We start from the raw sequence: 22,648 nt of genomic DNA, 5'->3' as shown, positions 1-22,648 counted from the left end.
GATTACTCACTCCCTTCCGAGTGGTGCTCTTCATCTGGTGCAAGCGCAGGCTCTGAGTGTTCAATGTCTTCTGTGGTGTTGGGGCCAACGCCTACGTAGTGGGCAAATGCACCGGCCAGTGTTGCCACAAACCCCAGAGCCCCAACGGGCTTCAGCCACTCTTTCCAACCGCGCACAATAGGGCTGATATATGGGTTTTCTGGCAGGCGGTGGTACATTTGTGGTTTGTCTGCATGTGTCAAAACATACATAACGTGCGTACCACCAACCCCTGCTGGGTCGTACAAACCGGCCCCTTCGTGCCCGCGCCCTTTCAGTTCTTCAATGCGGTTAGCCGCAAGTTGCTTCATATCCGCTTTGCTACCAAACGAAATGGCGCCTGTAGGGCAGGTTTTTACACACGCAGGCTCTTGGCCAACCGCCACACGGTCTGCACAGAGCGTGCATTTGTAAGCGCGGTTATCTTTTTTACTAATGCGGGGCACGTCAAACGGGCAGCCTGCAACGCAATAGCCGCAGCCAATGCATTGCTCAGACTGGAAATCAACAATGCCATTAGCAAACTGAACAATAGCGCCGGGGCTTGGGCAAGCTTTCAGGCACCCCGGCTCTGCACAGTGCATGCACCCTTCTTTGCGCAGTAGCCATTCCAGACGGCCAGTTTCGTCTTCAACTTCATCAAAACGAATAACCGTCCATGTTTCAGGCGTAAGGTCTGCGGGGTTGTCATATACCCCCACATTCTCACCCACTTCATCACGCAGGTCGTTCCACTCCGAACACGCAACCTGACACCCCTTGCACCCAGTGCACAAAGAGACGTCAATAAGTTTGGCTACTTCTTCGGTATGGCTACGCGCCTGCGGAGAGGGGGTAATGCCATTCGTTGCCGAGCGCCTGATGATATCTTGTGATTGCATACTCATCATGCACCTCAGACTTTTTCTACATTAACAAGAAACGCCTTAAACTCTGGCGTTTGGGAGTTTGCATCTCCCACGGCAGGGCTAAGGGTGTTGGCCAAATACCCTTTTTTGGTTGCCCCCTTAAAACCCCAGTGGCAGGGAATACCAATCTGGTCGAGCTCACGCCCCATTACATTCAGGGTTTTAATGCGCTTGGTGACCACAGCCTTTGCCTCAATCTGCCCACGAGCAGAAGAAACCTTTACCCAGTCACCCGCAGCAATATTCAGCTTACCGGCTAGTTTCTCGCCAATTTCTACAAACTGCTCGGGCTGGATAATTGCGTTAAGGCGCGAATGCTTTGTCCAGTGCCTGAATAGCTCGGTAATGGAATAGGTTGTTGCAACATACGGGAAGTCTTTAACCTGCCCCATACGCGCACGGTCGTCTTTCAAAACGCGCGCTGTGGGGTTGTAGGTTACTGCAGGATGTAACGGGTTGTTCTGGAGCGGAGATTCCGTAGGCTCGTAATGCTCGGGGAATGGCCCATCAACCATACCTGTTGTTGCAAACAGGTGCCCCAAGCCATCTGCCTGCATAATAAAGGGGCTAACGCCACTATTTGGCGCTGCGGTTAACGGGTAATCTGGCACGTCGGCCCCAATCCAACGCTGTCCATTCCATTCCAGTATCTGGCGTTTAGGGTCCCACGGGCGGCCAGCAGGATCAAGAGAGGCACGGTTATAGAGAATACGCCGGTTTGCAGGCCAAGCCCATGCCCAACCGGGGGTGCACCCTAAGCCGGTATCTGTATTATCACGCCGGGCCATTTGGTTGCCGGCCTCCGTCCATGAACCAGCAAAAATCCATGTAAAGCTGCTTGTGGTTCCGTCATCGCGCATAACAGAGAAATCTGGCAGCAACTGACCCTTTTTAACCAAGACATTTCCTTGGTCGTCTTTAATATCAGCCAATGCATAACCATTACATTCCCGTGCCACTTCTTCTGGCATTGGTTCTTCGGGGTCACGGTAGTTCCATTGCATATTCAAAACAGGTTCAGGGCATACGCCACCCTCCTGTTTATACAACTCACGAATTTTCGTGAAAATTGTACCCAGAATACGAGAGTCCTGCCATGCCTCACCGGGTGGGGCAGCGCCAGCAAAGTGCCACTGCAACCAACGGCCAGAGTTGACAATAGAGCCGTTTTCTTCAGCAAAGCAGGAAGATGGCAGACGGAAGACTTCGGTCTGAATATCTTCTGTCTTTACGTCGTTATATTTCCCCTCGTTTTGCCAAAAAGACCCTGTTTCTGTGGCAAGCGGGTCGATAACAACCAGAAATTTCAGCTTAGCAAGTACTTGGGCCGTCTTGTTTTTGTCTGGCATAGCCGCAAGCGGGTTAAAGCCTTGCGCAATATAGCCGTTTACCTGCCCTTGATACATGCGGTCAAAATAGGCCAGCATGTCATAACTGCGGTCCCACTTGGGTAGCCAGTCATAACCCCAACCATTTTCGGCCGTGGCATGGGGCCCCCAAAGGGTTTTCATTAAACTTACAAAAAATTTGGGGGTATGGTGCCAGTAGTTTACCTGCCCTGCCACTTCCGTCGCGGGTGTTGTTTCTTTCAGGTATGTAGCAACATCATGCTGTTTTTCAGACGGAAGGTTCATATACCCAGGCAGGCGTAAAGAGAGCAGCCCTAGGTCTGTGTAGCCCTGAATATTAGAGTGCCCACGCAGTGCATTCATACCGCCACCAGGCATACCAATGTTACCAAGCAACATTTGCACCATGGCACCGGCCCTAATAACCTGTGCGCCGCTTGTATGGTGTGTCCAGCCCAGAGCAAACAAGAACGTAGCGGTTAAATCTGGCGCGCTGGTACGGGCCAGTTCAGCGCAAACATGCTCAAAATCTTTAACCGGGGTGCCGCAAAGCTGGGTTACCATTTCTGGTGTGTAACGCTCTACATGCTTGCGCAGCAGGTTAAGCACACAGCGTGGGTGTTGCAGCGTAGGGTCAGACTTTGCAAAACCTTGCTCGTCATGCTCATACGCCCATGAGGCTTTGTCATAAACGCGTTTTTGCGCATCATAACCACTAAACAAGCCATCTTCAAACTTATAGTCATCGCGCACAATCAAAGCCGCGTTTGTATAGGCTTTAACATATTCATGCTGGAACGCATCGTGTGTCAGCAGGTAGTTCACCACACCCAGCATAAAGGCTGCATCTGCCCCTGCCCGAATAGGCGTGTAAAAATCAGCCACAGCGGCAGTACGGTTAAAGCGCGGGTCAACTACCAGCACCTTGGCACCGTTACGCACCTTAGCTTCCATAACCCACTTAAAGCCCACCGGGTGTGCTTCAGCAGGGTTGCCACCCATAACCAGCACAACGTTGGCGTTTTTAATATCCACCCAATTGTTGGTCATAGCGCCACGGCCAAAAGACGGCGCCAGCGCAGAGACTGTCGGCGCATGGCACACACGGGCCTGACAATCTAGCCCCAACATGCCCAAGGCCCGTGCAAACTTAAAGTCTAGTACGCCTGTTTCATTACTTGCAGCAGAAGAGGCCAGCATACCCGAACTCAACCAACGGTTGACCAGTTCGCCATTCTCATTGCGCTCAATGAAATTTTTGTCACGGTCTTCTTTAAGGAGTTTGGCTATGCGGGTTGTTGCCTCATCCCACGTAATACGCTTCCATTCTTTAGAACCGGGCGCACGGTACTCAGGGTAGAGCAAACGTCCTTCACTATGAATAAAATCGACAAGCCCTGCCCCTTTTGGGCACAACGAACCACGGCTAACGGGATGGTCTGGGTCGCCTTCGATATGGAAAATGCTAGGCTTTGCGTTCTTTGCGCCATCGCCAAGGCTATACATAAGAATACCACACCCAACAGAGCAGTACGTGCAATTGTTGCGGGTTTCTTTTGCGCGCAACAATTTATATTGGCGCGAATCTCCGGCGTAAGCCTTGGGGGGTGTAAACCCTAAGGCAAGTGCGCTGGCACCTGCTACACATGTGCCCCCAGCCTTTAGAAATTGCCGTCTTCCCAGAGTCATCTTGCTCGTACCTTTACGCAACATCCCGCATAAAGGTTATATATATTCTTTCTAACAAAATGAAATTGATACAGATCACAATTAAATGTGCGTACCGACAAGCATACAGGCCTGCACTATTTTATCTATTCCCAACTGAATACAGACGAATTCTTTGGAATCAACTAAAGGTTGTATTTTTCCCACCTAAAACATTAAAATCCAGACATCTTCTCCATGCGTTTGATATTTTAGTTGCAAGTGATAATTGTTCTCAATATAAACAGAAACGGAGCATCGGTCAGTGTTATCCCGTTCGTCTATCCCCAGTCCCTGACAGGTGCTCCACCAAGATCCCTTCCCCCTCCTTAATACATAGCACCCGAATTTTGCTGAATATTAGGTTGAAGCACGACCATGACAGAAAATAGCACCTGGCATTTAACGCACTCTCAGCCTCATAAATTTCTGGACTATTTCAACCCGACCAATGGCTTTATTCGCCAAATCAATATCCTTTTAAACCGCTTCAAAAGCGTTCAAACTCTTTGTGCTGAAGGGGAAACGCAGGAAGAATTCACGCATCTGCGCAACGAACTCGCGTTCCACCTTGTTAAAATGTCGCGGTGGTGGGGGTTTGATTTTTGCCCACAAGGCTTAACCGGTATCCGTAACCCGCTTTTTCTGACCTACGTTAAGGCGCACCTTGCCCGCAATGTGAATGACGAAAGCTTTTTTGATACCTTTACTTTGCAAAAGCATATGCATTCAGGTGATGCAGGCCATATTCTCGTTTTAGGGCAAGACCCGTTTAGCACGCCTGACCTAACCCTCTATTATGGTGTTGATGGCAAAAAAAATTTTCGTTTTGCAACACTCACCCACACTCAAGAAACGCAATGGCACCGCTACAGCTACCCCGACTTTGCCAGCGCGTGGTTGGCTGCTTGGTCAACCCACGCCAGTGCGGGCGATGTAAGAAAAAACTTAAGCGAGTATTTGGCAGCAGAACGCGAACACGCCTGTGCACGCATTTGGCACCAGCGCTATTTTCATCGCAACGAAACGCAAATGGGTATTAGGCTCTACGCAGATGCCGCCCAACAGTTGTCCATTTGCAAGTCTCCTTTTGGTAAGGCTGAATTTGAAGCTATTGTAAATAGTCTGGCGTTTGATGTTGTAAAACACGCCTTTACCGGCAACATTACTATTGCAGACTTATTAGCCGACAATAAAACACTCGATAATAGCCTGCGTACCGCAAACACTCTCAAACATCGTGCGCGTGCTCACGTTGCCACCACGGTAGACCCTACCCTAAAAGCCGAGCTAGATGCTTTACTCGATAGCACCCTGTCTTACATACCAAGGCGTTGCTCTGGCACATAATACCCCGCAAAAAAGGCCGCTCTTAAAGCGGCCTTTTTCTAACGCATACGTCTTTTTAAAATAGGCTCTTAGACTGAAAATTTCTCAGCATTCTTGGCAAATAATTTCACCAGTTTTTCAGCTTGCGCCTTATAGGCTTCTTTATCGGCCCATGCAGAAATTGGGTTCAAAATATCAGCGGGCACACCGGCAACATTCTTAGGTACAGACAAACCAAAAAATGGTTCCTGCTCAAAGTCTGCCTGCGCCAAACTGCCCTCAAGCACGGCACTCAAAATAGCGCGTGTATGGGCCAAAGACATACGCTGGCCTACACCATACGCACCACCAAACCAGCCGGTATTAACCAACCAGCAAGACACATTGCCCTGCGCCAAACGTTTGCGCAGCAATTCACCGTAAATAGCGGGCGGGCGCGGCAAGAAAGGTGCCCCAAAACAGGCAGAAAAGGTCGCTTCAGGCTCGTTACCCAAGCCTTTTTCCGTGCCGGCAATACGTGCCGTGTAGCCAGACAAAAAGTGGTGCATGGCTTGGTCTGGGGTCAGTTTAGAAATTGGGGGCAATACCCCAAATGCGTCTGCCGTCAGCATTAAAACATGCTCTGGTTTACCGCCGCGGCCATTTTCTACCGCATTAGGAATAAAATGCGTAGGGTAGCAAGAGCGCGTGTTTTCCGTGCGGGATGCATCGTCCAAGTCCAGCTTACCACCAGATTGGACAGTAACGTTTTCCAGCACAGCCCCAAAACGGTGAGAGGCGTTCCAGATATCTGGCTCTGCCTCTTTATTCAGCCGAATAACTTTGGCGTAACAACCGCCCTCAAAATTAAAGACCCCCTCATCTGCCCAACCGTGCTCATCATCCCCAATCAGGGGTCTTTTCCGGTCTGAAGAAAGAGTGGTTTTGCCAGTGCCAGACAAACCGAAGAAAATAGCACTCTCACCTTTTGGGCCAATATTGGCCGAACAGTGCATAGGCAGCACGCCTTTAGGCGGCAACAGCCAGTTCATAACCGTGAAAATGGATTTCTTGATTTCGCCCGCATATTGCGTGCCAGCAATAACAATGAGCTTTTGGGCAAAAGAGAGCGCCACTGCCGTTTCTGAGCGTATAGCGTACAGCTCTGGGTCAAGCTCAAGATCTGGCGCATGTAAAATAACGTAGTCTGGCACAAAATCAGCGAGATCATCTGCCGCAGGGCGAATGAACATATTGCGTGCAAACAGGGCATGCCACGCATTGGTCGTAACAAGACGTACTTTAATACGGTGGGCAGGGTCTGCCCCAGCATACAAATCTTGCGTGAACAGTTCTTGCCCACTGAGGTAACCACGCACCGTATCAGTCAACCGTAAAAAATGCTCCGGAGACATTTTCTGGTTAATATCTGTCCACCAAACTTCTGCGCTGGTAGAGGGCTCATCAACAATAAACTTATCTTTTGCTGAGCGCCCTGTATGGACACCAGTCTCAACAGCAAAAGCACCATCTTCAGAGAGAACACCCTCTTGCCGTTCTAGCGCGGCGGCAACCAACTCAGGGGCCGCTAGGTTAGCATGCACAGCAAACGCGGCAGATAAACCAGTTTTATCAAGCACGGTTTCAGGGTTTTGGGTCTCTGCATAGGCTATAATATTTGCCTTTAAGTGCTTTTGCATGAGGTATTCATCTTTCCTTTTTTTATTCATGCGTCGCTTACACTTTTCCGGCCACCTGCACTATAAACAGGGGCAAATATTTTTCTCTAAGCCCTCTCTCTGTAAAGATGACGCCAGAAAAATTGCAGCCAAACAAACCTACAACTAAAGCATTTACGCTTTACTGTCGTGCTATCAACCATTGTAAAATGGCTAAAATCAAGCATCAACCACACAATCTTATGGCATGTTTAGCTTTCTGTATATGGAAGGGCTCCTATGCTGGCTTTCCCCCTCGACCATACAGCGCCATTGCCTTTATCTTGACCCAAATTTTTCTCCCTCTATTTGGTAAGTTTGGTCATGACATCTGACGCCCAGCCAACCCTCCCTTTTGAGACACGCCTGTCTGTTGTGCTGTCTCTTTTGCAGGCACAAATGGGGGCCAAAGTGTCAACTAATGCTTCTGTTTGTGAAGCCCACAGCCACGGAGAAGCATACCAGATTGCCCATATGCCCGCCGCTGTCGTGTTTGCGCAAAGCACGGCAGATGTCGCGGCCGTGCTTAAAGTTTGCCATGCTAACCACGTGCCAGTTGTTGCCTTTGGCGCAGGTACATCTGTTGAAGGGCACGTAACCCCACTTGAAGGGGGCATAAGCCTAGACCTATCACGCATGACAGACGTTCTGGCCGTTAACGCGGCAGACCTAGATTGCCGGGTACAAGCAGGCATAACCCGCCAGTCTCTTAACGCTCTGTTGCGCGATACTGGGCTCTTCTTTCCGGTAGACCCGGGTGGCGAGGCCACCATTGGTGGCATGTGTGCAACCCGTGCATCGGGCACTGCCGCGGTGCATTACGGCACCATGAAAGAAAACGTGCTCGGCCTAACCGCAGTTATGGCCAATGGTGAGGTTATTCAAACAGGTGGCCGCGTTCGCAAATCTTCTACAGGTTATGACCTGACTTCACTTTTGGTCGGCTCAGAAGGAACGTTGGGCATTATTACCGAGGTGCAACTGCGCCTGCATGGTTTGCCCGAGCAGATTTCTGCGGCAGTCTGCCAGTTTGAAACACTGGATGACGCGGTTAATACCGCCGTTGAAATTATTCAAATGGGCATACCCATTACCCGTGTAGAACTACTCGATGCCGTGCAAATGCAAGCCTGTATCGCGTTTTCTAACCTGACCGAATTTAAACCGCTCACCACGCTCTTCTTTGAGTTTTCTGGCGCGCCAGAGGCTGTGCGGGAACAAATTTCCTTAACGCAAAGCCTGGCAACCGAAAATAATGGCCTTGCTTTTGCATGGGCAGAAACTGCCGACGAGCGCAACCGGCTATGGAAAGCCAGACACAATGCATTTTGGGCCATTAAAGCCCAAAACCCAGGCAAACAGTTAGTGAGCACAGACTGCATTGTGCCTATTTCTCAATTAACAGAGCTTATTAACGGCGTGCGCCAAGACATAGCCGCATCTGGCCTGTATGCCTCTATTCTTGGCCATGTGGGTGATGGTAACTTCCATACTATTATTGCAACGGAGGATACGCCCGAAGGCTACCAACAGGCTCTTGCTCTTGACCGCAAAATTGTAGCCCGTGCGCTCTCTCTCCATGGCTCATGCAGTGGTGAGCATGGGGTTGGTGTCGGCAAGCTGGAATTTTTAGAAACAGAGCATGGGCCAGAAGCTTTAAGCGTTATGCGGGCACTCAAAGCCACCCTAGACCCACGCAATATCCTTAACCCCGGCAAACTGCTGCCCTCAGGCCCCATTTACCACGGCTAACACTGTATCTTTCCCCTACATGGAAAGCGTAGCTCAATCGTCTTGCATGTAGGAGAAACTTTATAAAATCAAGCTTGCTATATTAGACGGCAATACTGTCTAACAATGGAATATCTACCCGTGCAGAAAGTGTTTTACGGTAGTCTTCTACAGCACTTGGGTACACAAGCCCTTTTATAATAGACAAGCTGTGTAAATGCGCAAACAAATGAATATCATCTGTCGAGAGTGTTCCGTTAACAGCCTCCTTACTTTGGATAAGAGGAGCTAATTCTTGCAAAAATGCATTAAGCGGAGCTAGTGCAGTCGCATTTTCTGACAAGATTTCAGAAAATGGCCCTGTCGCCCGTTCTTTATTACGCACAAAATAGGCACGCCCTGCCGTTGTCGAAAATTCAGGGAATGGGGCACAGGCTGCGCGGGGCAAAAATTGCCGATACAGCACACTACTTGAACGCTGGATCCAGTCAGTAATTTGTGGGTTTGTGCTGCCTGTCAGTAAAGCTGCGCCACGTTTTTCTATATGCGCCACAATATCCATGCTCTCGCCCATATACTGGCCATTTTCTTCAAGAATGGGCAGCATTTTACGGCCGATCATGGCTTTGGGAGTAGCCTCGTCATCGTTTTGCAGCATAACCATGTCGAATGGCAAAGTGTGCAAACCAAAAATCATGCGCGCTTTAATACAAAACGGGCAATGGTCATAAACGTATAGTTTATACATGCTTCCTCCCAAATTCTGAGCAAAGCCTAACACACTCAATCAGAAGAAAAACCCCTACCCCTCCTTTACTACGGCGCGAGTGGCACAGCCCCCCTCACCCAGTTTCCCCCCTCGCGTTAACCCTATAGACGCACCACAGCTTTTAGCCTGAAACAAAAATGTAGCATTTGCAGAAATTGAAGTTTTAGCCCCTCTATGAGAGTGTGAAAATTTAGATACCAAAAACCTTAGAGAGCCTTATGCCCTTACCCTTGCGCGTTAAAATGTCTCGCATTCAATCACGTAGCGCACACTCACCTGTAAACACGCTTATGTGGTTGGCTGGGGTAAGTTGTTCTCTGGCTTTGGGCTTTGCTGTGCAGCCACATGCTCATGCAGCGTCTACTCTGGCCCCCAATGCGCCAGACCTTTCTGCTATTGAGACCGTTGTTGTTATTTTTGCCGAAAATAGATCTATGGATGATTTGTACCGGGGTTTCCCCGGTGCAGATACCTCAGCCAATCTACCGGCCTCAGCTTACCTCCAAAAAGACCGAGACGGCACGGTATTGCCTGAACTCCCGCCCATCTGGAACGGCATAACAGGGCGCGGAGCACCTAACCCTATTACCCAAGCCATGACCGAGCACCTGCCAAACCAACCCTTTGATGTTGATGACGCAAAGGGCTTTAACCTGCCACTTAATAGCCTGACACATGATTTGTGGCACCGTTTTTACCAAAACCAGATGCAAATTAATAACGGCAAAAACGACATGTTTGTTGCTTGGGCAGATTCAGGCGCCATGCCTATGGCCTACTGGAGCGGCAAAAACATGCAAATGTGGAAGATTGCAGAACAATACACCCTAGCCGACCATTTTTTTATGGGTGGTTTTGGGGGGTCTTTCTTTAACCACCAGTGGTTAGCCTGCGCCTGCGCTCCGTATTACGCTAAAGCAGATATAAGCCCCGCGCACCCCTCTATTGCTGTAACAGACGCAAGCGGTAAGGCTTTGGCACTTGCCCCCAACTCTCCCAAATCAGCACTTGAAGGTGTGCCTAAATTTGTCAAAGATGGCAATCTTACAGCCGATTTTTACGCTGTTAACACCATGCAGCCCCCCTACCAACCCAGCGGCAACGCTCCAGCGGCAGGGCAAGACCCCCGCTTTGCAGACCCCACCAACGCCACAACCCTACCCGCCCAAACATCGCCCACTATTGGTGACCGCCTGAGCGAAAAAAGCATTAGTTGGGCTTGGTTTTCTGGCGCGTGGGAGCATGTTTTAACGCATGGCAATAGCGAGCCTGTGCCAGACTTTCAGTACCACCACCAACCTTATAATTATTATCAAAACTTTGCCCCCGGCACGGCCGCACGTGCAGAGCACCTGCAAGATGGTGGGCTAAATGGTGAGCGTTTTCTTAAAACCATAGACCGTGGCCAATTACCGCAGGTCTCGTTTTACAAACCGCAAGGTAACCTCAACGAACACTCAGGTTATGCAGACATACAAAGCGGAGATAACCACATTGCCACACTGGTGCACCACCTAGAAAAAAGCCCACAATGGCCGCATATGCTGGTTATTGTCACCTACGACGAAAACGGTGGCTTATGGGACCACGTAGCCCCACCAAAGGGAGACCGCTGGGGGCCGGGCACCCGTATTCCCGCCATTATTATCTCTCCCTACGCGCGGCAGCATTATGTTGATAAAACCGTGCAGGACACCACATCAATTCTGAAATTTTTAACAGAACGTTTTCTGCTACGCCCCTTAGAGGGGGTACAAACGCGTGACAAAGCCATACAGGCCAGCACTGGCCAACCCTTAGGCGACCTAACATCTGCCTTGTCTCTCCCCGTTCACAACAACTAAGGGGACTTAGCAGGCAGACTTTATCTTTCTTTCTGCCTGCGTTGTGCTGTGGGGGCAGTATACCCATCGGTTAATGTCTTAAGAAAAGCCACAACTGCGTCTATCTCTGGCTCTGAAAGCGCTGGTTTATTGCCCACCCTATGCCCAAAGGGTGGGTTCATATTTATATTTTGGTGATATTGCTTGGGTAAATCATCATATAACACAACCTCACCTTGGGCATTTTTTGGGTAAACCCGGCTTGGCTGCGTGTCACGCAAAACATAAAATGCCACTGCATCTCTTAGGCTTTTATAAACCCCATTATGGAAAAAGACCTTACGCGTTGCAACATTACGCAAAGTTGGCGTTTTAAATAGCCCGCAATAGTCAGCATGCTGCGCTAAATCTGTTCGGTCTGGCCCACATAATCCTAAGTCGTAATTCTGCGGGTTAGCATTGTAAGGCAGTGCGGTATTGCGCGGCACAGCAAGCGCTATTAACCCATAATCTGTAAATTGTGGGGGTGTTCCATCATGCCCCGGCTGGCTTAAATGGCATGAGGCACAATTTCCTTTCTGGGGGTCTTCAAACACCTCTAAGCCCCGTTGCTCCTGCTTGCTTAGCGCTACCTTCCCCGCCAGATAAGCATCGTACTTACTGGTATAGGGGTAAAATTTTCGCCAATCTTGCTGGTAGGTTTCCAGAGCTTTTGTAATGACCATAAAAAGCGAGCCTGTTTTCAAAAAAGGCTCAAATACTTTTAAGCGTGGCGCATAGCCTGCTTTTTGCGCTCGATCCACAACATCTTGCGCTGTTTTATTGCCCATCTCAAACGGGCTTAATAAAGGAATACGCGCTTGCTCAGCCAAGCTCTTAGCCCGCCCGTCCCATGTTAGACCACCAGTCGGGCCGTTATCTACGCTTTCATCTGCCTCATCTTCTGAATCAAAAAAATGCTCTGTAAATTGCGGAACACTTTGCAAATATTTTAAAGACGGGGTAGCCCGGTGGCCCATCTGAGCCAAATCTGCCCCACCCCGTTGCACAGCCTGTGCATTTGCAGGAGCAAATGCGTGCTCTTCGTTATGGCATGTAGCGCAAGATTGCTTACCAGAGGCAGAAAGCCTTGGGTCATGAAATAGCTCACTGCCCAAGGCTGCCAGCGCTTTAACTTGCGCAAAAACCTCAGCCCTCTCCATACCCTGTGCCCAGGCCGGAGCAGCCCACACTAAATGAAGGCTCATAACACTGCATATTTTTACAAAATGAGCAGCAACCCGTGGCATGGTTTTATCTTACGAAAACAAAAATATAATGGTGTACGAAACAGTGTGCTCTACCGCCCATTATGGGCGGGCTATCAGGTCTTTTATTAACGCTTTCATACGGGGCACATCAACACGAAGCACAACATGCTCTTTTTGCTCGTCCAGCCTTGGTTGATACCCTTCTGACCACGAAAGAATATCGCCATATTGTGCATCAAATGCTGTATTTACATCAACATACACATCTGTGCTGGTGCGTATAAGTGACGGATCAAGCCAGACAGCCGCCGCTATTTCGTCCCACAACGGGAAATTATTGGCAGATTTACGCATAATACGAGCAACGGGCGTGTCAGACTGCGTAATATCTTTTACAAATGCTTCAGACATTTCCGTTTCGGTAGATGGGTCAGCAGGCACCATGACTATTTTTTTCCATGGGGCGTGCATGACAATAGATGCAGCCTCTGGGTCAAAGCGAATATTAAACTCGCGGCGCGGAGAATTCCCAAATTCGCGTGCAAATTGCGCTGCGGCTGGTGTGTTCAGCTTTTGTTGGGGGTTAAGGCTGCCCCCCATATAAACCAGCTCTTTAGCAAGGCTTGCAAATTCAGGATCCAGTTTTTGCGCCAAAGCCAAGTTTGTCATGGGGCCGCATTCAATAATGCTCACCTGCCCTGGGTACTGGTGCACCATGCGGAGCATAAACGACACGGCTGTTTCTGGCGCGGCTTTAGTTTTGGGGTTGCCCCACGGCAAATCAGGCACGCTATTAGCAGCATGATAAGGCGGCAGAGGCTGGTTGGTTTTTTCCACCCACTGCTTCATCCATGCCCCTTTCCAAACCAGCTTGCCGTAAAGGCTTTCCCACCGTTCTGTTCGTTTTTCTGTATTAAGGAGCGGGTAAGTAGCCCCAGCCACCACGGGCACGTCTGGCCGGTTCGCAATTTCCACCCCACGCAAGGCATAAGCTGTGGCCTCTTTTTGCCAGAAATCGCCACTTACTGTTGCAAAACCCAACACTTTTACATGTGGTGCTTTCAGAACCATCCACTGGGCAAGCGCAAACCCATCATCGTCAAAAATTACCAGTCTGTCTTGTTGTTCTGCTTGCGCATGGGGTGGCACAACGGCGCCAGCCAAACAAAAAGCAAAAAGGCCGTTACGCAAAGCACGCAAGAAAAAACCGGATTTCATAAAAACATAACCTTGATTAATGAGCTTACTCGGTTTTCTAGCATCTCTCGCTCTGGCACACTATGCCACCACGCCCTTACTCCCGAGACCGCCATGTTTTTTGCTTCACACCGTTTCTTTCTAGCCATTACCGGCCTCGCTCTGCTCTCAGGCTGCGTTGCCCAACCTGCACAGCAGAACGCACCCAACATACCGCACGCCCTACCGGTACAAAGCACAGAACTGAGTGTGCCAAAACATGGAGATTTTGGGCATTACACATTTGCACTCACGTGGCAGCCCGGCTTTTGCTCTGGCCCAAATGGTAAAAGCTGTACCGACAGCCAGCCCCTAACACCTCTTATCGGGCTGCATGGGCTGTGGGCTTCTCGCCCGTCAGACCTTATACAAGCCAAGCTACCGGTTACAACCTGGTGGCAAAAAGGGTGCAGCGTTTATAATGCCTCGACAACTGCAGCAACACCGCAACTCGATACAAACCTAAGCGCAATACTCGCAAGCGTTATGCCCCATACACGCACACCACTGTGGGTGCATGAGTACCAAAAACATGCCTCTTGCTTTGGAATGCAGGCTACGCAATTTTTTACAACTGCCGCCACACTCAGAAACCGCTTTGTGGCTCTCCCTTCAGCCCAAGCGCTCATAAATTCGGCTGGGCATGAAATTGAAAAAACAACCCTAAACCAGCTTATCGAGCGTGATACCGGCACATTGCCCGAGCGTGCAGTACAGTTTCAATGCAATAAAACGGCTCAAGGGCAAAGTATTTTGTCGCAAATCTGGTTTACTCTTAAAATAGATAGCCTCTCCAAATTTCCGCGAGCAGAAGCTTTTATAAAAAATGCCCATGAGCAGGATAACTGCCCGACACGCTTTTTAATACCACAATGGAGCGCTCAATAAGCGTAGCATTAGAAACGGTAAAGGCACGTTTAACCGCCTTTAGGGCTTAAATGCCAAACCGTTTCATAAGCTGGGCAAAGCCCCTTAATACCCTCAGGCAGCAGTGTTTTTTCAAGCTCGGCCACACGGTAGGCTGCGCCATATAATGCCGAAACTTCATGCGCCAGCACAGCAAAAGGTGGGCCAGCCCTTTTGCTCTGGTCATACTCAACACACGTGAGGAGTTGCGGTGCATTTTGCGCCAAACCAATAAGGTGTTGAGCGTAAGACGCACGCACCGCTTCCGGCAAGGCTATAAGGGCCGCACGATCATACACCGCATCCACACGCCCAATGCTCTGCGGCGTACACTCAAAAATATCCCCAACAAAAACGCGCAAAGTGCCCGCCGTATAGGAAATAGCATTGGGCACTGCCTCTATTTGCGGCACCAACCCTAAATCTTGAAACAAAGCCTCAACGGCAACGGGGCTAAGCTCTATGCCTGTCACCCGACAACCTGCAGCTAACAACCAATGGATATCCAAGGTTTTGCCGCATAGCGGCACCAGCACATGGGCACCGGGTTTTAGGTTTAGGCGCGCAAAATAGCTTACTAAAAATGGATGCGGCACGGGAGAATGAAACCCTATCTGGTTCTGCTCCCATTTAGTGTGCCAAAAAACTGCGTCCATATTTTAATAAACCCTACTCTAATATTCTTTAAAAACAGAATACTAGGCGTTTTCTCAAAACCACCTTACTTATAAAATGTCTTTAAGCCGCTCAGGCCGAAAGCCCGTTGCGACGACATATAACTCACTTGAATCTTTCCGGCTTGCTGGTGGCTTAGCATGCCTTACTAACGCAAAAGCCTGTTTGAGCGTGTTCAGCATATCTTTTTCTGCCCCGCCCTGAAAAACCTTGGCAACAAAGCCCCCGCCTTCTGCCAAAATTTCAAAGGCAAAATAGAGCGCTTCTTCAGCAAGCCCAATAATACGAATATGGTCTGTTGGAGCGTGGCCTGTTGTGTTTGGTGCCATATCAGACAGCACAAGGTCAGCCTTACCATCCAGCATTGTGGTGAGGCGCTCAGCCATAGTCGGATCTGTAAAATCCCCTTCTATAATCTCAGCCCCAGCAACTGGGTCTACTGGCAACAGGTCAACCCCAACCACGCGGCTGGCCCCACGCTTTACAATAACCTGTGTCCAGCCCCCCGGTGCTGCCCCTAGGTCAACCACGCGCATACCGGGCTTAATTAACTCAAAACGGTCATCAAGTTCGATAAGCTTAAACGCTGCGCGCGACCGCCAACCTGCTTTATGCGCCGCCTGTACGTAGGGGTCGTTTAGCTGGCGTGCTAACCAGCGCTGCTGGGCTGTGGTGCGGCCTCGTGCTGTGCGCAACAAAACAGACTTGGCCCGCATTTTATGCGGTGCGTCAGAATCCTCTTTGCTTGAACCTGCCCCCGGTGCCGTACTGCTTTTGCGCGCACGCCCCGGTACGCGCATGGGCTGTGGTGTACGGCCAGAGCCGTTTTTATCTTCCGTCATGATCCTGTCGCCTGAATGGAGTGCTGAAACGGAATAGGGCCTAACACTGACGGACGATGATAGTGCCGCGGCGTTGGCCCTGCCTTACGGATCATACGCAGCACCATACCGTCTCTTAACCCTCGATCAGCAACAATAATGTCTTCGATCGGCCACATGTCATGAATGGCCTCAAAAATAGCACAACCCGGCAAAACAAACGTTGCCCTATCCGGCCCTATGCACGGATGCGCCTCTATGCCTGCCCGGCCCATTTCATGCAACATGCGCACAGCTTTTCTTGCGCTAACAGACGGCAATTGCGTGCCATCTACTGCTGCTCGGGCATAACGGGGCAACCCCAAAACCAAACTTGCCAAAGTGGTTACCGTGCCACTTGTCCCAATAAGCCGCGTTTGCTGGCGCCGTATTTCTGGCCCTATACGATGGATAGCCTCAAACTCATGCAGTGCCTGTTTGGTGTAAGCAACCATGTGTGCATAGCTGGCAGGGTCGTGCGGGCTAACATGCCCAAACTGCTCCGAAAGCGTAATAACCCCTACAGGCAAACTTAAATACCCAATAAGGTCTCGTGTCTGGCGAAAGGGGTCAACGCGCACCCAAGCTATTTCGGTAGACCCACCACCGATATCAAACAATAATGCTCTATTACGTGGCGCACCAAACCGAGAGCTATGAATAAGGCTGGCGCAGCTTTCAACCGCAAGGCCAGCTTCCTCCCGGCCTGAAATGATAGAAATATCAAAACCGGTTTCTGCCTTGGCACGCCTTAGAAAATCTGCGCCATTTTCAGCGCGACGGCAGGCTTCTGTTGCAACAGCCCGTATCGCTTTTAACGGGCGGCGGCCTACACGCTCGGCACAGATACGCAGCGCATCCAACGTACGCTCCATAGCTGGGCCTGCTAACCTGCCAGTATGGTGCAACCCCTCACCTAGCTTAACCATACGGCTATAGCTATCAACCACTCTAAAGCCACCCGTGGTTTGTGCAGCCACCATTAACCGACAGTTGTTTGTACCCAAATCCAGAGCGGCAAACAGCTCCTCCTCACCGCTCCGACCATAAGAAGACGGGTAAGACCGGCCTGCACGACCGGGCCAGGGGGGAATGCGCTCCATCTATCCTGTCCTTTATGGTTAAGGGGTTAATACATCGTTCTCCCTATTTTTGGGGAGCGCGGCCAAAGGAGCAAGACAAATATGTGAAAAAAAGAAATCTTTTCGTTTTTGCCCTTGCATGCCTACCAGCAGAGTGTTAGATGAGCCTCACCGAGACGGGAGGGTACATAAACCTTCTATAAATCTCCTTGCTGGGAGATAGTTTAGCGGTAGAACTACCGGCTCTGACCCGGTCAGCCCTGGTTCGAATCCAGGTCTCCCAGCCAATCTCTCCAAATCATAAAATACAGTAAACTAAATGCTTTGTCGTGCTGTGTTTTCTAAAATTTAAACCCAGATACAAAAAAAGCTCTCCACCCGGCAGGGCAGAGAGCTTTTGTCGTAGCCTATAGGCGCTTAACGCACTTTAGAGCTTATCAATACCACTTTTAATTGCGTCCTTTGCATCACCAACAGCGCCTTGCACTTTCCCCTTTAGGGTTTGCGCTGCACCTTCTGCTTCCAGCCGCTCATTATCTGTAAGCTTACCCGTTTCTTCTTTAATTTTGCCAGCCACTTGGTTAGCCGCACCTTTAACCTTGTCTGAAATCGAGCTCATTGTCGCTCTCCTTTATTGCTTGGTTATGTACTCCTAACACCCCACAGCACACAAAGTTTCAAAAGCATTTACCGCATATCTTTTTAGCCAACATCACTATTAACAAATGTAACAACCAACTCCGTATGCAGCCCACTCCGCGCAGGGGCTGTTATCACGGTTTCGTTATGAAATGTTTCTCTTATTTTATGTTCCACACCATGCCATCGCCTTGGCACCGTGCGGCAAATTGTGTAGCTTTGCTCTCTGCTTAATAAAGCGGGGCTGCATTAAAGCTTTGTAGCACGGTTTAAGTTTCACGTTGCTGCGCACAAGCAGGAACCAAACCCACCCGCACGGTGTTGAAGACAAGAAGGATTAGACCGAAGAAGGGCCACTTATTCATGGAACACCTGTTATAACATGCACTCCATGCCCTAAACCCGGTGTAACCCACTCCCACAAACCGAACACAGGAAGGCACAACAGCTCTGCACAGAGTTGCGACCAAAGTGCCCTCCCTGCCCTCAAACACCGAAACCTTTAACCGCGGATATAAAGAGATGGCATACGCTACAACCAACCCTTATACGGGCGAAACTCTCAAAACTTTTCCTGACGCAACAGATCAGGAAATCCAGACCGCTCTGACCGACGCCTACGAAGCATTCAAAAGCTGGCGCGATGTCTCCTTTGCTGAACGTGCAAAGGTTATGACCGCAGCCGCAAACATTTTGCGTCGCGATATTGATAAATATGCCAAATTGCTCACCCTCGAGATGGGCAAACTGTATGAAGAAGCGAAGCTGGAAACCATTCTTTCAGCTGAAATTTTTGAATATTACGCAAAAAATGCAGAAGAACTGCTTAAAGCAGAAAAACTGCCCGTAGCAGACCCCAAAGAAGGCGAAGCCATTCTGGTTCACCAGCCGCAGGGCATTGTCTTTGCGATCGAACCTTGGAACTTCCCTTACTATCAGATCGCACGCATCATTGCGCCACAGCTTTCTGCCGGTAACACCGTTCTGCTTAAGCATGCCTCAAATGTACCGCAGTGCGCTGCTATTTTTGATGACCTGATGCTGGAAGCTGGCCTGCCTAAAGGGGCATTCCGCAACCTGTATGCTGCTCGCCACCACACAGAAGTGATCCTGAACGACCCTCGCGTTTGCGGCGTAGCCCTGACAGGCTCTGAAGGCGCTGGCGCTATTGTTGCAGCAGTTGCTGGTAAAGCACTCAAAAAAGCAACGATGGAGCTTGGTGGGGCAGATGCCTTCATCGTTCTGGAAGATGCAGACGTTGAGAAAGCAGCTAAATGGGCAGCCTTTGGCCGTCACTGGAATGCTGGTCAGGTGTGCGTTTCTTCCAAACGCCTGATTGTTGCCGATGCCATCTACGACCAGTTCTTGAGCGTTTACAAAGCTGAAGTTGCAAAACTGAAAGCTGGTGACCCGATGGATCCGTCAACTACACTGGCCCCTCTTTCCTCACAAAAAGCAGCTGATGACCTGAAAGCTCAGGTTGAAGAAGCCAAAAAACATGGTGCCGTTGTTGAAGTTATTGGCGCACCAGTTCCAGAGAAAGGCGCTTTCTTCCAGCCTCTTCTGATGACCAACCTGCACGAAAATAATGCAGCTCGCCATTGGGAGTTCTTTGGCCCTGTTACGCAGCTTTATCGCGTAAAAGACGAAGCCGAAGCTATTCGCGTTGCTAACGACACCCCATACGGTCTGGGCGGTTCTGTCTTTACCAAAGACACAAAACGTGGTGTTGAAGTTGCTAAGCAAATTCACACCGGTATGGTTTATATCAACCACCCAACCATGGTTAAGGCAGATCTGCCATTTGGTGGCGTTGCCCGCTCTGGCTATGGCCGTGAACTCATTGGCCTCGGCATCAAAGAATTCGTCAACCACAAGTTGATCGACGTCGTAGATATCGACGCTCCATTCTGAGCCAACAAAAAATGCCTCCCTTTAACGAGGGAGGCATTTTTAAATGCTCAAAATGTATAGCTTACAAAACAAACCAGCTTAGCTGCTTAACGCAGTTAGCTGGTTTTTTATTACCCCCAGAGCCACGCTGCACCGCGCACACCAGAGCTGTCTCCGTGCATGTTTTTGAGCAATTCGGTATTGCATTCAGGGGTAATCGCGTAACGCGTCATAACCTCCCTTACCCGCGGGTAAAGCCCTTCAAGGTTAGAAACACCGCCGCCTAGCACAATCGCGTCTGGGTCTAGCATATTCACCACTAAGGCGCAGGCACGGCCAAGGCGTTCTGTGTAAATATCAAGCGCCTTCAAAGCTGCCGCATCTCCTTGCTCTGCAGCCAATTCTATACCGTGCGTACTCCGCTCTCCCGGCCCTTTCCAAAGCTCAGCCAAAGCTGACCCGCACAAAAAGCGCTCAATGCAACCCTCATTGCCACAAAAGCACTTGGGCATAGGAAACTCTTCTGCCCGCACCCATGGCAGTGGAATATGCCCCCACTCGCCTGCAATATGGTGCAATCCGGTCAGTGGTTCGTTGTTTACAACAATGCCACCCCCAACACCGGAGCCCAGAATAACCCCAAAAACAATTTTGCGGCCTTTTGCAGCACCATCAATGGCTTCAGACAAGGCAAAGCAGTTTGCATCGTTTTCGACCCTTACGGCACAACCCAGTGCCCGCTCCAGATCATCACCAAAGGGTTTGCCATTTAACCACGTTGCGTTGGCATTTTTTACACACCGCGTCCGCGCATCTATTGCGCCGGGTATGCCAATACCAACCGTTGCAACCGGGCTGGTTTTAGCACGGGCAAACTGAACCATCTCAGCAATTTTAACGAGAAGAGCGTCATATGTTCCGGGGTTTGCTTCCCGGTGCCGGAGCAGAATGTCCCCTTTGGAATCAAGGGCAGCAATTTCAATCTTGGTCCCTCCAAGATCGATTCCAAGACGATAATCTGACATCAAGCGACCTTAACGCTAATTGAGCACAACCCAAAGACCATAGCGGCATGGGATAATTCTGAAAAATATGCAATCACATATCTTTGTCTTTCTATACAAGGCTATGTGTCATGAATGAGGCTCTCCTTGATGCACGCGGGCTTAACTGCCCCATTCCGGTTTTAAAAGCCAACAGGCTTTTACGTTCCATGGCAGCAGGAAACAAATTGCGTGTTCTCACCACAGACCGCGCATCAATTGTTGATTTTCAGGTTTTCTGCCGCGAAACCGGCCACGCACTTATTGCTTTTACCGAGGAAAACGGCACTCTGTGCTTTACAATAAGACGCCGCTCAGACATGCCCCAAGCGTAACACGGGCATGTTTTATGGTCTTATCTTTCCTCTAACACTTGGCAGATGCCCCTTTATCGGAGTAATGCCTGCGCCTTATGACGGATAGGAAGACCTGCGCCATGGCGGACAATATCAAATCCCTGTCTTTCGAGGATGCACTTTCTGAGCTGGAGAAAATTGTGCGCGGCCTCGAGGGCGGCCAGTTAAAACTGGAAGAGGCTATTGCGTCCTACGAGCGCGGGGCAGCCTTACGCCAGCATTGCGAAACCAAGCTGAGCGAGGCCGAGGCCCGCGTTCAGGCGATCGTCCAGAAAGCCGATGGCTCTCTGGATCTGAAACCTATGGATTGAGATGTCGATGACCAACCCGACAACCCTCTCTGCGGCACAGCCTGCTGCCAATGCGGCTGCTCTGCGTGAAGATATGTCTATCCGTGCTAAACTGGTAGAAACCACAATTGACGCCCTTCTGCCGCCTACCAAAGGCGGTGATGCGCGTTTAATTGAAGCCATGCGTTACGCCACCCTTGGCGGCGGCAAACGCTTACGTGGCTACCTAGCAGTTGAAACAGCAAGCCTCTTTGGTGTTTCTGAGCAGCAATCTGCCCGTGTTGGCGCATCTGTTGAAATGCTGCATGCCTATTCTCTGGTGCATGACGACCTGCCCGCAATGGACGATGACGACCTGCGCCGTGGCCAGCCCTCTACACACCGCAAGTTTGACGAAGCCACAGCCATTCTGGCAGGTGACGCGCTTCAAACTAAAGCGTTCGAAATTCTGGCTGAACCCGCCACTCATACAGATGCATCTGTCCGTATCGCGCTCATTACCGCGTTTGCCGCCGCCTCCGGCGCTGCTGGCATGGTTGGTGGCCAGATGATTGATATGGAAGGCGAAGGCCGCGCATTACCGCTAGACGAAGTGCGCCACCTCCATGCCCTCAAAACCGGCTGCCTCATTCGCTACTCTGCCGAAGCTGGGGCTATTTTGGGCCAAGCAGATGCCGAGCTACAGCGCCGTTTACGCTCTTATGGCGCCAATATTGGCGCTGCCTTCCAAATTGCTGATGACGTGCTAGACGCCACAGCAACTGCCGAAGAACTGGGTAAAACCGCAGGTAAAGATGAAGCCTCAGGCAAATCAACCTTCGTTGCACTGCTTGGCATTGATGGTGCCCGCGCAGAAGCCGAACGCCTGACCAAACTGGCCATTGAAGATCTCGCTCCTTTTGGGGCAAAAGCCGACCGCTTAAAAGCGTTGGCCTATTACGTTATTGAACGCAGGAACTAAGCCAATGGCAGAACAGACGCCCCCCTCTATCCCGACCCTTGGCCGTTTTCCTGCGCTAGACCGGGTGACCTACCCGTCTGACATGCGCAATTTTTCAGTTGAGCA

19 protein-coding genes and 1 tRNA gene are annotated in these 22,648 nt (G+C 50.3%); 9 read left to right on the top strand and 11 right to left on the bottom strand.

From position 1 onward, the window contains the following. Positions 1–2: 2 nt before the first annotated feature. The gene (fdxH, locus tag Abor_RS08105) at positions 3–926 is read right to left on the bottom strand and encodes a formate dehydrogenase subunit beta (RefSeq protein WP_048841370.1); all 924 of its coding nucleotides are present in this window, start codon (positions 924–926) and stop codon (positions 3–5) included. 8 nt (positions 927–934) lie between these two features. Then, the gene (gene fdnG, locus Abor_RS08100; protein ID WP_084594440.1) at positions 935–3,985 is read right to left on the bottom strand and encodes a formate dehydrogenase-N subunit alpha; all 3,051 of its coding nucleotides are present in this window, start codon (positions 3,983–3,985) and stop codon (positions 935–937) included. Positions 3,986–4,381: 396 nt separating this feature from the next. On the opposite strand from fdnG, the gene Abor_RS08095 reads away from it, so the two are divergent. Beyond that, complete coding sequence (locus Abor_RS08095; protein WP_048841357.1) at positions 4,382–5,353, top strand: hypothetical protein; 972 nt, start codon at positions 4,382–4,384, stop codon at positions 5,351–5,353. A gap of 68 nt (positions 5,354–5,421) precedes the next feature. Here the strand turns inward: Abor_RS08095 and pckA are convergent, their stop codons facing one another. Further along, the gene (gene pckA / locus Abor_RS08090; RefSeq protein ID WP_052946396.1) at positions 5,422–7,011 is read right to left on the bottom strand and encodes a phosphoenolpyruvate carboxykinase (ATP); all 1,590 of its coding nucleotides are present in this window, start codon (positions 7,009–7,011) and stop codon (positions 5,422–5,424) included. Positions 7,012–7,353: 342 nt separating this feature from the next. Here pckA and Abor_RS08085 point away from each other — a divergent pair, with 342 nt between their 5' ends. Continuing rightward, positions 7,354–8,781, top strand: coding sequence for an FAD-binding oxidoreductase (locus tag Abor_RS08085; RefSeq protein ID WP_048841356.1), 1,428 nt, complete (start codon positions 7,354–7,356; stop codon positions 8,779–8,781). 82 nt (positions 8,782–8,863) lie between these two features. On the opposite strand, the gene grxB is transcribed toward Abor_RS08085, so the two are convergent. Further along, positions 8,864–9,508 carry a glutaredoxin 2 gene (gene grxB / locus Abor_RS08080; RefSeq protein WP_048841355.1) on the bottom strand — a complete coding sequence of 215 codons (645 nt, stop codon included), beginning with the start codon at positions 9,506–9,508 and terminating at the stop codon, positions 8,864–8,866. A 239-nt stretch (positions 9,509–9,747) separates the two neighbouring features. Here grxB and acpA point away from each other — a divergent pair, with 239 nt between their 5' ends. Continuing rightward, positions 9,748–11,373 carry an acid phosphatase gene (gene acpA, locus Abor_RS08075; RefSeq protein ID WP_232015107.1) on the top strand — a complete coding sequence of 542 codons (1,626 nt, stop codon included), beginning with the start codon at positions 9,748–9,750 and terminating at the stop codon, positions 11,371–11,373. Between the two features lie 20 nt (positions 11,374–11,393). On the opposite strand, the gene Abor_RS08070 is transcribed toward acpA, so the two are convergent. Further along, positions 11,394–12,599 (bottom strand): cytochrome-c peroxidase, encoded by a 1,206-nt coding sequence (locus Abor_RS08070; protein WP_232015108.1) that lies wholly within the window; start codon positions 12,597–12,599, stop codon positions 11,394–11,396. Between the two features lie 102 nt (positions 12,600–12,701). Next, positions 12,702–13,820 (bottom strand): nucleoside hydrolase, encoded by a 1,119-nt coding sequence (locus Abor_RS08065; RefSeq protein ID WP_048841353.1) that lies wholly within the window; start codon positions 13,818–13,820, stop codon positions 12,702–12,704. A gap of 93 nt (positions 13,821–13,913) precedes the next feature. On the opposite strand from Abor_RS08065, the gene Abor_RS08060 reads away from it, so the two are divergent. After that, on the top strand, positions 13,914–14,726 hold the full coding sequence (locus Abor_RS08060; protein ID WP_048841366.1) for a ribonuclease T2 family protein: 813 nt from the start codon (positions 13,914–13,916) through the stop codon (positions 14,724–14,726). Positions 14,727–14,755: 29 nt separating this feature from the next. On the opposite strand, the gene tmpT is transcribed toward Abor_RS08060, so the two are convergent. The 3 genes from tmpT to Abor_RS08045 all read right to left on the bottom strand — a co-directional run bounded on the left by tmpT (position 14,756) and on the right by Abor_RS08045 (position 17,382). After that, positions 14,756–15,400 carry a thiopurine S-methyltransferase gene (gene tmpT, locus Abor_RS08055; protein ID WP_048841352.1) on the bottom strand — a complete coding sequence of 215 codons (645 nt, stop codon included), beginning with the start codon at positions 15,398–15,400 and terminating at the stop codon, positions 14,756–14,758. Between the two features lie 69 nt (positions 15,401–15,469). Beyond that, on the bottom strand, positions 15,470–16,261 hold the full coding sequence (locus Abor_RS08050; RefSeq protein ID WP_048841351.1) for an RlmE family RNA methyltransferase: 792 nt from the start codon (positions 16,259–16,261) through the stop codon (positions 15,470–15,472). Further along, positions 16,258–17,382 carry a Ppx/GppA phosphatase family protein gene (locus tag Abor_RS08045; protein ID WP_048841350.1) on the bottom strand — a complete coding sequence of 375 codons (1,125 nt, stop codon included), beginning with the start codon at positions 17,380–17,382 and terminating at the stop codon, positions 16,258–16,260. The genes Abor_RS08050 and Abor_RS08045 overlap by 4 nt, the downstream gene beginning before the upstream one ends. Positions 17,383–17,574: 192 nt before the next feature. Between Abor_RS08045 and Abor_RS08040 the strand changes: the two genes are divergently transcribed. Next, a tRNA-Gln gene (locus Abor_RS08040) sits at positions 17,575–17,648 on the top strand. A gap of 140 nt (positions 17,649–17,788) precedes the next feature. Here the strand turns inward: Abor_RS08040 and Abor_RS08035 are convergent. Continuing rightward, complete coding sequence (locus Abor_RS08035) at positions 17,789–17,980, bottom strand: CsbD family protein (RefSeq protein WP_048841349.1); 192 nt, start codon at positions 17,978–17,980, stop codon at positions 17,789–17,791. Positions 17,981–18,522: 542 nt separating this feature from the next. Here Abor_RS08035 and Abor_RS08030 point away from each other — a divergent pair. Continuing rightward, on the top strand, positions 18,523–19,914 hold the full coding sequence (locus tag Abor_RS08030) for an NAD-dependent succinate-semialdehyde dehydrogenase (RefSeq protein WP_048841365.1): 1,392 nt from the start codon (positions 18,523–18,525) through the stop codon (positions 19,912–19,914). A gap of 110 nt (positions 19,915–20,024) precedes the next feature. Here Abor_RS08030 and Abor_RS08025 read toward each other — a convergent pair whose 3' ends face one another. Then, positions 20,025–20,918 carry an ROK family protein gene (locus Abor_RS08025; RefSeq protein ID WP_048841348.1) on the bottom strand — a complete coding sequence of 298 codons (894 nt, stop codon included), beginning with the start codon at positions 20,916–20,918 and terminating at the stop codon, positions 20,025–20,027. A gap of 110 nt (positions 20,919–21,028) precedes the next feature. Between Abor_RS08025 and Abor_RS08020 the strand changes: the two genes are divergently transcribed. The 3 genes from Abor_RS08020 (at position 21,029) to Abor_RS08010 (ending at position 22,543) form a co-directional block, all read left to right on the top strand. Beyond that, complete coding sequence (locus tag Abor_RS08020) at positions 21,029–21,271, top strand: sulfurtransferase TusA family protein (protein ID WP_048841347.1); 243 nt, start codon at positions 21,029–21,031, stop codon at positions 21,269–21,271. A gap of 77 nt (positions 21,272–21,348) precedes the next feature. Beyond that, positions 21,349–21,603, top strand: coding sequence for an exodeoxyribonuclease VII small subunit (locus Abor_RS08015; RefSeq protein ID WP_370684201.1), 255 nt, complete (start codon positions 21,349–21,351; stop codon positions 21,601–21,603). 1 nt (position 21,604) lies between these two features. Then, positions 21,605–22,543: a polyprenyl synthetase family protein gene (locus Abor_RS08010; protein WP_048841345.1), complete on the top strand. Its 939-nt coding sequence runs from the start codon at positions 21,605–21,607 to the stop codon at positions 22,541–22,543. Positions 22,544–22,648 lie beyond the last annotated feature (105 nt).

This window comes from Acetobacter orientalis, assembly GCF_000963965.1.
Lineage (GTDB): Bacteria > Pseudomonadota > Alphaproteobacteria > Acetobacterales > Acetobacteraceae > Acetobacter > Acetobacter orientalis.
Note: the sequence above shows the minus strand (reverse complement) of the source record. Positions and strands in the feature narration are given on the sequence as shown.

Coding starts and splice junctions, on each gene's coding strand:
- Abor_RS08070 (WP_232015108.1), bottom strand. CDS start 12,599: ATGAGCCTTCATTTAGTGTGGGCTGCTCCGGCCTGGGCACAGGGTATG.
- Abor_RS08015 (WP_370684201.1), top strand. CDS start 21,349: ATGACGGATAGGAAGACCTGCGCCATGGCGGACAATATCAAATCCCTG.
- tmpT (WP_048841352.1), bottom strand. CDS start 15,400: ATGGACGCAGTTTTTTGGCACACTAAATGGGAGCAGAACCAGATAGGG.
- Abor_RS08035 (WP_048841349.1), bottom strand. CDS start 17,980: ATGAGCTCGATTTCAGACAAGGTTAAAGGTGCGGCTAACCAAGTGGCT.
- Abor_RS08045 (WP_048841350.1), bottom strand. CDS start 17,382: ATGGAGCGCATTCCCCCCTGGCCCGGTCGTGCAGGCCGGTCTTACCCG.
- Abor_RS08085 (WP_048841356.1), top strand. CDS start 7,354: ATGACATCTGACGCCCAGCCAACCCTCCCTTTTGAGACACGCCTGTCT.
- pckA (WP_052946396.1), bottom strand. CDS start 7,011: ATGCAAAAGCACTTAAAGGCAAATATTATAGCCTATGCAGAGACCCAA.
- Abor_RS08025 (WP_048841348.1), bottom strand. CDS start 20,918: ATGTCAGATTATCGTCTTGGAATCGATCTTGGAGGGACCAAGATTGAA.
- acpA (WP_232015107.1), top strand. CDS start 9,748: ATGCCCTTACCCTTGCGCGTTAAAATGTCTCGCATTCAATCACGTAGC.
- Abor_RS08095 (WP_048841357.1), top strand. CDS start 4,382: ATGACAGAAAATAGCACCTGGCATTTAACGCACTCTCAGCCTCATAAA.
- grxB (WP_048841355.1), bottom strand. CDS start 9,508: ATGTATAAACTATACGTTTATGACCATTGCCCGTTTTGTATTAAAGCG.
- fdnG (WP_084594440.1), bottom strand. CDS start 3,985: ATGACTCTGGGAAGACGGCAATTTCTAAAGGCTGGGGGCACATGTGTA.
- Abor_RS08010 (WP_048841345.1), top strand. CDS start 21,605: ATGTCGATGACCAACCCGACAACCCTCTCTGCGGCACAGCCTGCTGCC.
- fdxH (WP_048841370.1), bottom strand. CDS start 926: ATGAGTATGCAATCACAAGATATCATCAGGCGCTCGGCAACGAATGGC.
- Abor_RS08030 (WP_048841365.1), top strand. CDS start 18,523: ATGGCATACGCTACAACCAACCCTTATACGGGCGAAACTCTCAAAACT.
- Abor_RS08060 (WP_048841366.1), top strand. CDS start 13,914: ATGTTTTTTGCTTCACACCGTTTCTTTCTAGCCATTACCGGCCTCGCT.
- Abor_RS08020 (WP_048841347.1), top strand. CDS start 21,029: ATGAATGAGGCTCTCCTTGATGCACGCGGGCTTAACTGCCCCATTCCG.
- Abor_RS08050 (WP_048841351.1), bottom strand. CDS start 16,261: ATGACGGAAGATAAAAACGGCTCTGGCCGTACACCACAGCCCATGCGC.
- Abor_RS08065 (WP_048841353.1), bottom strand. CDS start 13,820: ATGAAATCCGGTTTTTTCTTGCGTGCTTTGCGTAACGGCCTTTTTGCT.